The 10,880-nt window shown below is 62.8% G+C and carries 11 protein-coding genes; 4 read left to right on the top strand and 7 right to left on the bottom strand.

The window, feature by feature from the left end; all coding sequences use genetic code 11:
- Window positions 1–11: 11 nt before the first annotated feature.
- From Lysil_RS03815 to Lysil_RS03790, 6 genes are read right to left on the bottom strand one after another with little or no spacing between them, the layout of a single operon-like run.
- Window positions 12–1,127, bottom strand: coding sequence for an AI-2E family transporter (locus tag Lysil_RS03815; protein ID WP_103074213.1), 1,116 nt, complete (start codon window positions 1,125–1,127; stop codon window positions 12–14).
- A gap of 7 nt (window positions 1,128–1,134) precedes the next feature.
- Entirely contained in the window at window positions 1,135–1,551 is a 417-nt protein-coding gene (locus tag Lysil_RS03810; RefSeq protein ID WP_103074212.1) for a hypothetical protein, read from the bottom strand.
- On the bottom strand, window positions 1,548–2,006 hold the full coding sequence (locus Lysil_RS03805; protein ID WP_205756852.1) for a phage holin family protein: 459 nt from the start codon (window positions 2,004–2,006) through the stop codon (window positions 1,548–1,550). Before Lysil_RS03805 ends, Lysil_RS03810 begins: the two co-directional genes overlap by 4 nt.
- Before the next feature lie 7 nt (window positions 2,007–2,013).
- A complete protein-coding gene (locus Lysil_RS03800) occupies window positions 2,014–2,367 on the bottom strand; it encodes a hypothetical protein (RefSeq protein ID WP_103074211.1) in 354 nt (117 codons plus the stop codon).
- A gap of 20 nt (window positions 2,368–2,387) precedes the next feature.
- Window positions 2,388–2,831, bottom strand: a complete 444-nt coding sequence (locus tag Lysil_RS13125; protein WP_129588349.1) for a hypothetical protein — start codon at window positions 2,829–2,831, stop codon at window positions 2,388–2,390.
- On the bottom strand, window positions 2,831–4,216 hold the full coding sequence (locus tag Lysil_RS03790) for a trypsin-like peptidase domain-containing protein (protein WP_103074209.1): 1,386 nt from the start codon (window positions 4,214–4,216) through the stop codon (window positions 2,831–2,833). The genes Lysil_RS13125 and Lysil_RS03790 overlap by 1 nt, the downstream gene beginning before the upstream one ends.
- Window positions 4,217–4,563: 347 nt before the next feature.
- Here Lysil_RS03790 and Lysil_RS03785 point away from each other — a divergent pair, with 347 nt between their 5' ends.
- Window positions 4,564–6,720, top strand: coding sequence for an adenosylcobalamin-dependent ribonucleoside-diphosphate reductase (locus Lysil_RS03785; RefSeq protein WP_103074208.1), 2,157 nt, complete (start codon window positions 4,564–4,566; stop codon window positions 6,718–6,720).
- A 2-nt stretch (window positions 6,721–6,722) separates the two neighbouring features.
- Window positions 6,723–7,484: a TSCPD domain-containing protein gene (locus Lysil_RS03780; RefSeq protein WP_103074207.1), complete on the top strand. Its 762-nt coding sequence runs from the start codon at window positions 6,723–6,725 to the stop codon at window positions 7,482–7,484.
- A gap of 93 nt (window positions 7,485–7,577) precedes the next feature.
- Here Lysil_RS03780 and Lysil_RS03775 read toward each other — a convergent pair whose 3' ends face one another.
- A complete protein-coding gene (locus Lysil_RS03775) occupies window positions 7,578–8,075 on the bottom strand; it encodes a YgjP-like metallopeptidase domain-containing protein (protein WP_103074206.1) in 498 nt (165 codons plus the stop codon).
- A gap of 71 nt (window positions 8,076–8,146) precedes the next feature.
- Here Lysil_RS03775 and Lysil_RS03770 point away from each other — a divergent pair, with 71 nt between their 5' ends.
- Window positions 8,147–8,701, top strand: coding sequence for a DUF2058 domain-containing protein (locus Lysil_RS03770; protein ID WP_103074205.1), 555 nt, complete (start codon window positions 8,147–8,149; stop codon window positions 8,699–8,701).
- A gap of 208 nt (window positions 8,702–8,909) precedes the next feature.
- Window positions 8,910–10,760, top strand: coding sequence for a tetratricopeptide repeat protein (locus Lysil_RS03765; RefSeq protein WP_165782372.1), 1,851 nt, complete (start codon window positions 8,910–8,912; stop codon window positions 10,758–10,760).
- Window positions 10,761–10,880: the final 120 nt, after the last annotated feature.

Here is a 10,880-nt window from a genome sequence, read left to right as displayed (position 1 = left end):
ACTTGTCGCGCTCATTCCATCAGGCGCGCCCAGCCCTCCATGCCGTCCAGTTTCGACAGCACGATTTTCAGGCAGACCAGCAACGGCACCGCCAGCAGCAGGCCGATGATGCCCCAGGCCCAACCGAACACCAGCAGCGCGATCATCAGCATCAGCGGCGAGATCGCCATGCGCTTGCCCAGCACCACCGGCGTCAGGATCTCGCCTTCCAGCAGGTGCAAGCCGAGATAAATGCCGCCGGGAATCAATGCGTGCGGCAGGTCGGGCTGGGTGACGATGCCCATGACCAGCAACACGGCCACGCCAATCAGCGGCCCGACGATCGGCGCGTAGTTGAGCAGTGTCGCCAGCGTGCCCCACAACAAGGCGCTTTGCCCATCGATGCCGACGAAGAAGTGCAGGCAGGTCGCGAGCACCAGTCCCAGCAACACGTTGATGATGCTGATGGTGAACACATAGCGCGAAATTTCCTGCTCGATCGACAGCAGGATGTCGACGGTGATCCGTCGCTGGTTCTTTCCGGGCACCAGCTCGACCGCCCGCCGTTCCAGGGTGTGGCCGAAGATCATGAAGAACAGCGTCAGCAGGATCACCGCGAGCAATTGCGCCACCAGGTGCGGCGCGTATTTCGCCACCCGTGACAGCGGATCCGATCCATCGCTGGCGACCATTTGCACCTGCTTGGACGCCGGCACGGCGCCGGTCGCCTTGCCCAGGCTCTCGGCCATGCGGTTGGCATCCTGCACCGGCTTGATCAATGCGCGCAACTTCGGCGTCACCTTGGCCATCTGCTGCGGCATGGTGCGCGCCCAATCCACCGCGGGCTGCGCAACCTGGTTGGAGACCACCACCATCAGCGCGATGCCGCCGGCCAACACCAGGATCGCGGCCAGCGCGCGCGGGATGCGCAAACGACCGAGCAGGCGGATGACCGGATTGCCGATCAGGGCGAAGAACAACGCCAGCAGCACTGGCAGCACGATTTCCTGCGCAGCCCACAGCATCGCCATCGCCAGCAGCGTGGCGATCACGATCGCGGCTTTCGAGGAGGGCGGTCGCGGCGCCTCTTCCGGCGGTTCGATCGCTGGCTCGACAGCGTCCGGATCGGTGCCGGCGTCGTTGCTCATTGCCGGCTCACCACGCGCCCGAGCGACGCAATGCCTCGTGCGTGCGCAGGACATCGTCGTCGTTCACCGCCACGCCATCGCCGCTGCCGTCATCCGTCGCGTGTTGCGCGATCTCCACGACTGCCTCTCCCGCGGTATCGGCAACGTCGTCGACCGCTTCCACGGCAACACCGGCCTGGTCCACCGCGAACAATCCGCTGAGGGCACTGACGAGATTGATGAAACCGCTGGCGGTCGTGTTCGATGGTTCACTGCGACCAATCAGGAATCCGCCGGCGAGACCGGCGATCACGATGCGTCCCGGCGTCCACGCATCGCCCCAGGTCTGGCGCAGGCGCAACCATTCGCGGGTGATGGCACGCGTGTTCGTTTCCAGCGCCTGCTCGGCCCGTTTCACCCGCTCGATGTCGTCGGCGAAACTCATGGCGATGCCCCGTCACTTTGGTCGCCATCACCATCGCCGATGCCGACCCGTGCCAGTTGCCGGCGCGTCGCCTGCATTCGCGTGTGCTCGAAATACACGGTGACCCGCCATGCCGCCAGCGCGGTCACGACCAGATTGGCGATCGCTGCCACCAGCAACGCCAGCGGCCACGACCAATGCAACCACGCCACCAGCACCGCGACCAGCGCCGCCGACAGCAGCAGCCAAGCCGTTGCGCCGAACACGATCGCAACCGCGGTGAACGCCGCCGCACGCCCGAATGCACTGCGCGCCAAGGCGATATCGGCGGCGACCAGCGCGCGCAATGATTCGCCGGCCTGCTTGGCCGCGGCGACACCGGAACGCCCGGCCGCGCCGACCTCATGAATCGCATCGAGCAGGTCGCGGTGGGCGGGCGTCTCCGGATCGCGCTCCGTTCCGGAGGCTTCCGTCACGGGCGGATTACTTGTCGCTGTCGCCGGAACGCGCGAGCTTGGCGATCACCCACCCGGCCGCGAGCGCGACACCGAATGCAGTGAGCGGACGTTCGCGGATCAAGTCGGCGGCGGAATCCATCACGTCGCGGCTCTTGCCCATCAATGCGTCCATCTGTTCCTTGGCGGCGGCACCCGCCTGTCCGGCGGCGGCCTTGCCGGCCTGCGCGCTGTCGGCGAGTTCCGACTTCACGTTGGTGCCGCCAAGCTTGAATTCCTCGCCGGCAGCGGAGGCCGCGCTTTTCACCGTATCGCCCGCGTGGATAGCTGCCTGCTTCAGGTGACCGCCGGCCTCGTTGAGGTTTTCTTTCATCGTCGACATGCTCTTCTCCTGTGTGAAATTCAATTGCGACCGCGATGCAGGCAACGCAGGTATTTGCCACCGGCGTCGCGCGCCGCATCCGCATCGGCGATGACAGGACGCTTCACCGCGGAGGCGCAGATGGTGCTGCGCTGCTCCAGTTTCGGGCACAAGCGCCCATGCCGATCCGGACGTTTGCAAGTGTCGCCGAGGCGACTGTTGATCTGTGTGATGAACTCGGCCTTGGCCATCGGGAACGCCATGCCCTTGAAGATGCCGTCATGGCTGCCGGCGAGCTTTTTCGCTGCTGCAGGCCGCACGTTGGCCGATGTTGGCGGCACGCTCGCCTGCGGAGACTGGGGCGCGCCTGCGGCACTCGGTGCCGACGCCGGTGCGGCGGCGGGTGTGGCCGGTTGTCGCTGGCAGCCGGCAACACATGCCAGCGCCAGGAGGAATACGGGAAATGTTCTTGTCATCTTGATCATCATGGAATCATCAACTCACCGACGCGATCATCGCGCAGGACCCGGAATCGCAGTTGCTGCGGCGGCGCGCGGAAGCTGGCGCGGAAACTGGTGAGATCATTGAAGCGGCCATTGGTTCCCTCCAGCAACACATCGCCCGAATTCAAACCAGAACGCGCGGCGCGGCTGTTGGCTGACACCGAGGCCACCAACACGCCGCTCAAGCCCTGGCGACGATAACTCTCCGGCAGTTCGGCGAAGGTGACGCCGGCCAGGCGCGGATCGAGACTGGCACCGTCACCCGACTGCTGGCGCAGTGCCGAGGTGATCGTGGCCGCCTTGCCGGCGCGCACGACATCGAGTCGCGCCGAGGTCGCACCGACCTGCAAACCTTCGATGTTGTGGAAATCGTCCATGCTGGCGACGCGCTGGCCATTGACGGCGGTGATCACGTCACCCACCTGCAGGCCGGAACCGGCATCGTACACGCGGGTGACACGCGCACCGGCGGGATTGCTCGAATCGCTGGTGGCCACGCCCAGCGTGCCGCGCCGGACCATGCCCTTGTTGGCGAGCAGCTGGCGCATCACCGTCGATGCGAGGCTCGAGGGAATGGCGAAACCGAGGCCGATATTGCCGGCCATCGACCCTTGCGGATTGAAGCTGGCGGTGTTGATGCCGACCAGTTGCCCGTTGAGATCGACCAGGGCGCCACCGGAATTGCCGGGATTGATCGAGGCATCGGTCTGGATGAAGTTCTGGTAGCCGAGGCCGGGCAGATTGCTGCGGCCGAGCGCGGAGACGATCCCCGAGGTCACCGTCTGGCCGACGCCGAACGGATTGCCGACCGCGACCACGAAATCACCAACGCGCAAGCGGCTGCTGTCGGCGATCGGCAACGCGCTGAGGTTCTGCGCCGGAATCTGCATCAGCGCGATGTCGGTATCGGCATCGGAACCGCGGAAGGTCGCCTTCAGCGTGCGGCCATCGGCCAACGTCACCGAGACGTCATCGGCGCCTTCGATCACATGATGATTGGTGAGGATCAGGCCCTGCTGCGCATCGACGATCACCCCCGAACCCAGCGATTCCAGGATGCGCTCCTCCGGGATGCCGAACATGCGGCGGAACACCGGATCGTTGCCGAACGGCGTGTTCACCCGTTGGCGCTGCTTGCTGTGGACGCTGACCACCGCCGGCAACACCTTCTGCAGCATCGGCGCCAGCGATGGCACCGCCTGCCCGGCCACCGCCGACGGCAACGCGGCTGCCAGCGGCAGGCTGGTCGCCGTTGGCGGCGTGTGGGCATCGGCAGGCGTGGTGATCGCTTCGCGCAGGGCGGTGGCGGCGAAACCGCCAAAGGCCGCAGCGGCGGCCAACACGAGGATGAGCGGGGTCTTGCGCATGGTGTGTCCGGACTCCTGACACCGTGTTATCGCCAGCCGACCATGGCTGGTGGATGAATGGTACGCAGGCGACCCGTGTCATGGGGGCTGCGACGGGACCGACCGCCGTGTGCTGCGTCGCAAAAAAGATGAATGCGTAAAAATCACGGCCGTGCCGCATTTTCACCTGACGTGCTTGACAGCCGTTTATCCTCGCCTTAACTTTTCCAGCCGCGCCACAACATCTTGTGGTTTGGGGGAGAGGAAGACCCAAATCTGGGGTTCTTGCCTGAATACACAGCTGGATCCGCAGATGCTCATCAGCGCTGACGGGTCCATACTCAGAGGTTCAAGGAGACATACACCGCATGAGCACCGCGCCCCGCCTGGAAGCCGTTCGCATCGCCGCCCCGGAAGGCGAAATCCCGATGCAACCGGCCTCGCTCGACATCTGGGACAAGAAGTACCGGCTGAAGACCAAGCAGGGCGACGCACTCGATGCCGACATCGACGCCACCTATCTGCGCGTGGCCAAGGCGTTGGCCGACGCGGAACCGAATGCCGAGCAGCGTCCGTTCTGGACCGATCGTTTCCTGTGGGCGCTGCGCCGTGGCGCGATCCCCGCTGGCCGCATCACCTCCAATGCCGGTGCGCAGGCCCACAAGCCCGCCACCAGCACCATCAACTGCACCGTCTCCGGCACCATTCCCGATTCGATGGACGGCATCCTCGAGCGCGTGCACGAAGCTGGCCTGACGTTGAAGGCCGGTTGCGGCATCGGCTATGAGTTCAGCACCCTGCGTCCGAAGGGCGCCTTCGTCGCCGGCGCCGGCGCCTACACCTCCGGCCCGATGTCCTTCATGGATATCTACGACAAGATGTGTTTCACGGTGTCGTCGGCCGGTGGTCGCCGCGGCGCGCAGATGGGCACCTTCGACATCAGCCATCCCGACGCCCGCGACTTCATCCGCGCCAAGCGCGAAGATGGTCGCCTGCGCCAGTTCAACCTCTCGCTGCTGATCACCGACGGCTTCATGCAGGCGGTGGACAGCGATGGCCAGTGGCCGCTGGTGTTCCCGCTGTCGCACAAGGAACTGGGCGAGGTGAACCTGGAGGATCCCGCGCAGATCGTCTGGCGCGACTGGCCGACCAGCGAAGGCTATGTCAATCGCGACGATGGCCTGGTCGCCTGTCGCGTGTATGGCACGGTGCGGGCGCGCCATCTGTGGGACATGATCATGGCGTCGACGTATGACTACGCCGAGCCGGGTTTCATCCTGATCGACAAGGTCAACGAGATGAACAACAACTGGTGGTGCGAGAACATCCGCGCGACCAATCCCTGCGGCGAACAGCCGCTGCCGGCCTACGGCGCCTGCCTGCTGGGTTCGGTCAACCTGACCAAGTTCGTGCGCCAGCCCTTCACCGCCGAAGCCAGCTTCGACTGGGCCGAGTACAAGGAAGTCGTACGCGTGTTCACCCGCATGCTCGACAACGTGGTGGAAGTGAACGGCCTGCCGTTGCAGAAGCAGCGCGACGAAATCATCCGCAAGCGTCGCCACGGCATGGGCTTCCTCGGCCTCGGCAGCACCGTGACCATGCTCAAGATGAAGTACGGCTCGAAGGAGTCGTGCGAATTCACCGAGCGCATCGCCCGCGAAATGGCGATCGCCGGCTGGGAAGTCGCGGTGGAACTGGCGAAGGAAAAAGGGCCGGCGCCGATCATGGACGAGCGCTTCGAAGTCACCGCCGAGATGCTGCGCAAGCGTCCGGAAATGGCCAAGGACGGCTGGCGCATCGGCCAGGAAATCGAAGGCAAGGTGCTGCACGCGCGTTACTCGCGCTACATGCAGCGGATTGCCGAGGTCGCGCCGGAACTGGTGGATGAACTCGCCGACGTCGGTGCGCGCTTCACCCACCACAGCTCGATCGCGCCGACCGGCACCATCAGCTTGTCGCTGGCCAACAACGCCTCGAACGGCATCGAACCGTCGTTCGCGCACCACTACAGCCGCAACGTGATCCGCGAGGGCAAGAAGTCGAAGGAAAAAGTCGACGTCTATTCGTTCGAACTGCTGGCCTATCGCGAACGCATCAATCCCGGTGCGATGCCTTTCGCCGAAGACGACGCCGCGCGCCTGCCCGACTACTTCATCTCCGCCGACGACATCTCGCCGAAGGAACACGTCGACGTGCAGGCCGCCGCGCAGAAGTGGGTGGATTCCTCGATCTCCAAGACCGCGAACGTCCCCACCGACTATCCGTACGAGGACTTCAAGGACATCTACCGCTACGCCTACCAGCAGGGGCTGAAGGGCTGCACCACCTTCCGCTTCAACCCGGCCGCCTTCCAGGGCGTGCTGGTGAAGGAAAAAGACCTCGAGAACACCACCTACCGCTTCGAACTGGAAGACGGCAGCATGATCGAGGTGAAGGGCAACGAGGAAATCGAATACGACGGCGAGACGCATACCGCCGCCAACCTGTTCGATGCATTGAAAGAAGGCTACTACGGGAAGTTTTGAGCATGGCCGTCAAGATCGATCAGAAAATCAAGGGTTACAACGTCGTCACCGCGGACGACAAGACGCCGCCGCAAGCGGGCGGAAGCGTGGCGCGCGAGAAGGTGGAAGCCGAGCTTCCGATGGCCGACGTGATCCAGATGCACGAGAAGATCGAGCGTCCGGAAATCCTGATCGGCAGCACCTACAAGATCAAGTCGCCGCTGGTGGAACACGCGATGTACGTGACCATCAACGACATCGTGCTCAACGCCGGCACCGAACACGAACTGCGCCGCCCGTTCGAAGTCTTCATCAACTCGAAGTCGATGGAACACTTCCAGTGGATCGTCGCGCTGACACGCATCATGTCGGCGGTGTTCCGCAAGGGCGGCGACGTCACCTTCATCGTCGATGAAATGAAGGCGGTGTTCGATCCCAAGGGCGGCTACTACAAGGCAGGCGGCGTCTACATGCCGTCACTGGTGGCGGAACTCGGCAGCATCGTCGAGGACCACCTCAAGACCATCGGCATGATGCATGACCCCGACATGGACGAGCACCAGCGCGCGCTGATCACCGAGAAACGCCGCGCCTTCGAGCAGCAACACTCAAAAAAAAACGCTAACGCCGCGCCGCTGACCGTCGAGGAAGACATCGCGGTGACCGGCGAAGGCACCAGCTTCCCGCCCAGCGCCACCATGTGCCACAAGTGCAACAACAAGGCGGTGGTGATCATGGATGGCTGCGCGACATGCTTGAATTGCGGGTATAGCAAGTGCGGGTGATGGAGTGAGGGTTTGGTTGGGCGAAAAAACGGGACCGTGAGGTCCCGTTTTTGCTGGTGGGTTGGGCTGAGCTGGTTTCGGCCAAGAGCTGCCTCAGCGCTGCCCTGCATCCAGATGAGTCAGGTACAGGCGCAAGTCGAACTCCATCTGGTGGTAGTCCGGCTCCATGTGCGTGCACAGCTGGTAGAAAGACTTGTTGTGCTCGGTTTCCTTCAAGTGCGCGAGTTCATGCACCGCGATCATCTTCAGGAACGCAGCGGGCGCATCGCGGAACACGGTGGCGATGCGAATCTCGCGGCTGGCCTTGAGCCTGCCGCCCTGCACCCGGGAAATGGCGGTGTGAGTGCCGAGCGCGTGTTTCATCACCTGCAGCTTGCTGTCGTAGACCACCTTGCCCAGCGGCACCGCTCTGCGCAGGTGCTCGTCTTTGAGCGCCTGGACGTAATCGTACAGCTGGCTGTCGCTGCGCACGGCGTGACTCTGGCCGTACTTGTCGGCGAGTATCGTGCCCAGCCGATCTTGTTCGATCAGCTCGCGCACCCGCGCCTGCATGTGTTGTGGGTAGCCGGCGAGGTACTTCAAAGGTTCCATCGGCAGAAGGGGGCGAACGCGGTCGGACCGTAAGTATGATGGCTGGGAAATCTTCGACGAGAAACGGCGATATGGCGAAGGCGAATCCGCTCCAGGAACAGTTGCTCAAGGCGGGCCTGGTCAAGAAATCCAAGGTGGCCGAGGTGGCACGCGAGCAGAACAAGGCCCGGCATGCGAAAGGGCCGTCCGAGCCCAACGAAATCCAGCGCGAAGCAGAGCGGGCCCGGCTCGAAAAGGTCGAGCGAGACCGTGCGCTTGCCGCCGAGCGCAAAGCTCAGGCGCGCATTACTGAACTTCGTGCCCAGGCGCGGCAAATCATCGAGGACAAGAAAGTGCCGCGCTTTGGAGAGAGCGAATACCGCTTTACTGCCGACGGCGCCATCCGCACCCTGCTTGTCGACGAGGACCTGCGCAAGAAGCTGTCCTCCGGCACGTTGGTGATTGCGCGTCTGGGCGACCGCTATGAGCTGTTACCGCGCGCGGCCGGCGACAAGGTGCGCGAACGCGATGCCAGCATGATCGTGCTCGATCATGGCCAGGACGCGGACACCGAGCCTTCCGTCGGAACCTCCGAAGACGATGCGTATTACGCGCAGTTCCAGGTGCCCGACGATTTGGTTTGGTAACCGTGAATTGAACGGCGGCTTCGGGTCGTAACCGGCCATCTCCGCCCTCGACGCCATCGTTCAAATCCCGCGCCCGAAACAAGCTCTTCTTGACTTGTCGTGAGCTGCATAACGGGATCTGCACCAAGCCGGAAGCCATTTCTGGCGCCGGCCTTTGGTATCGTGACGCGGCGCTCGGGGCGTCAATAGCATGTACAGGGGAGTTCGATTGAAACGCTATCCTTTTCTGGCCTTGCCATTGGCCCTGGTCTTTGCTCCCGCGCTTGCGGCGACTTCTGCCAAAGCGCCACCAGCCGAATACGCGGCGTACTTCGCCGCAGTTCGCAAGGCGGACGCCATCGCCGATCCATTGCAGCGTTGCCTTGCCTACCCGGACCTGCCCAACAATACGTGGGCACCCGGGATCGCAAAAGCGCGATGCACGATGTTCCTCACTCCACCTCGCTACACGCTGGACGATATCGAAAAGAAACTGGCGCAACCCAATGGAGCGGCAACACTCGATGCCGATTTCAGCGCGCTACTGCAAGCCCACTACGTGGACCCGGCACAGCGTGAGCAAATCAGCATTGCCTTCCAGGTGTTTTCCAACCGCGATCGCGACAAGGCAGAACGCATTGCCCGCGCGTGGCTTGGCGCGGCACCAGAGAGCCCCTTTGCACGCACCGCGTTGGGTCATGTGCTTGCGGGTCGTGGATGGGCGGCTCGCGGCGGCAAGTTCGCCCGGGATACGCCTGCCGAAAGCCTGCAAAAAATGAATGCCTATTTTGTCGACGCGGCCAAGGAATACACCAATGCCATGGAGGCGAGTCCCAAGCTTCTCCCGGCATGCCATGGATTGATGGCCATCGGCCGGCAAAGCTCAAACGAACTACAGATGTATGCGACGAAGAAATGTCTGGAAGCAGACCCGGCATCCTATTACGTCGTTGAGGAAATGATGACCGCGGCGGAGCCGCGCTGGGGCGGATCTGATGCCGCCATGCAAGCCGTGTCTGCATATGCCCAAGCGAAGGTGACGACCAACCCCGTACTCGGGCTCTTTGCATTCAATGACGAGTATTACGAAATAGATCGGTTGGATGACAGCGATGCGCAGGCAATTGCCGTGCTGGAGCCTGCGGCGTACAAGGTTCCGAACGCCGGATTTTTCAGGTTGGTTGGTGGGGCTTACCTGCGCAAGAACGACACTTGGAAGTCACTGGTGTACCTGTCACAAGCACTCCGATTCTCGCCCGGTTACGCCCAGGAGTCGCGATTCCGCGCGTTGGCACTTCGGCGAATCGGTGAAACCAAATGGGCTCGCGCTGATGCCGAGCGGGCAGTCGCACTGGACCCTGGCAACGGTCTCGCGCTGCAACAGCTTGGCGATATTCTGCGCGAAATCGAAGGACCATCAGCTGCAGCGCCTTACTACAAACGGGCGATTGCAGACGAGAAGACGCAGGAGGACGCCTATAACAGCTACTGCGGCGTACTCCTCGATGCAAAACAGCTCGACGAAGCGGGAAAGTGCATCGACGACCTGCTCGCCGCCTATCCTGAGAATCCTGAAGGCTGGCGCCAGCGCCTCTATCTGATCGGCTTTGACGCCCCCGGCTCGAAGAAAGCGATGGAACGATTCATCGCGCTGAATGACCCGAAGCGTTGGAGCTATCACGCCGCGGACGTGAAGACGGTTCGTTTGATCAAAGCGGGAATGGATGGCACGGCTTCGCCGTCCGAAATGTTCGATGCCCGCGCACTGCGAGCCAAAGCGCTTGAACGCTCTGTCCAAGGCCGCCCGTATTTCGAGCTCCTCAGATCGTCGAAGGATAACCATCTTGGAAAAGCGATCGGCGCTTGCAATTCCACGCTCAAAGCGATCACAAACCCGCAGTTTGAGGCGGTCATGGATGTTCAGTCAGACGGAAGGCTCAAGAACGTCGACGTGCGCCCGGTCAATGCCTGGACCTCCTGCGTCGCGAAGCAAGTGGAAACCACTTGGAAGCTGCCTCAACCCCCCAAGTTGATTGACTCGTCGACTTATCCCCTGATCTATGAGGTAAGGATGAAATGACGGAAGCCGCCAGCGACCACGCGGCGCTGGTTGCGCGAGCACTTGCATGTTCACGCAGGGCTCCTTGAAATCAACGCGCCTCAATTGGTACAGCTCAACCTACAACTTGAACAAATTCTG

The organism is Solilutibacter silvestris (assembly GCF_002895945.1).
In the GTDB taxonomy this organism is placed as follows: Bacteria; Pseudomonadota; Gammaproteobacteria; order Xanthomonadales; family Xanthomonadaceae; genus Solilutibacter; species Solilutibacter silvestris.
This window is presented reverse-complemented; position numbering and strand designations above follow the sequence as displayed.

What these genes read in the sequence shown, in the direction of transcription:
- Lysil_RS03780 (WP_103074207.1), top strand. Translation starts at nt 6,723, where the DNA reads ATGGCCGTCAAGATCGATCAGAAAATCAAGGGTTACAACGTCGTCACC.
- Lysil_RS03800 (WP_103074211.1), bottom strand. Translation starts at nt 2,367, where the DNA reads ATGTCGACGATGAAAGAAAACCTCAACGAGGCCGGCGGTCACCTGAAG.
- Lysil_RS03810 (WP_103074212.1), bottom strand. Translation starts at nt 1,551, where the DNA reads ATGAGTTTCGCCGACGACATCGAGCGGGTGAAACGGGCCGAGCAGGCG.
- Lysil_RS13125 (WP_129588349.1), bottom strand. Translation starts at nt 2,831, where the DNA reads ATGATCAAGATGACAAGAACATTTCCCGTATTCCTCCTGGCGCTGGCA.
- Lysil_RS03775 (WP_103074206.1), bottom strand. Translation starts at nt 8,075, where the DNA reads ATGGAACCTTTGAAGTACCTCGCCGGCTACCCACAACACATGCAGGCG.
- Lysil_RS03770 (WP_103074205.1), top strand. Translation starts at nt 8,147, where the DNA reads ATGGCGAAGGCGAATCCGCTCCAGGAACAGTTGCTCAAGGCGGGCCTG.
- Lysil_RS03790 (WP_103074209.1), bottom strand. Translation starts at nt 4,216, where the DNA reads ATGCGCAAGACCCCGCTCATCCTCGTGTTGGCCGCCGCTGCGGCCTTT.
- Lysil_RS03815 (WP_103074213.1), bottom strand. Translation starts at nt 1,127, where the DNA reads ATGAGCAACGACGCCGGCACCGATCCGGACGCTGTCGAGCCAGCGATC.
- Lysil_RS03785 (WP_103074208.1), top strand. Translation starts at nt 4,564, where the DNA reads ATGAGCACCGCGCCCCGCCTGGAAGCCGTTCGCATCGCCGCCCCGGAA.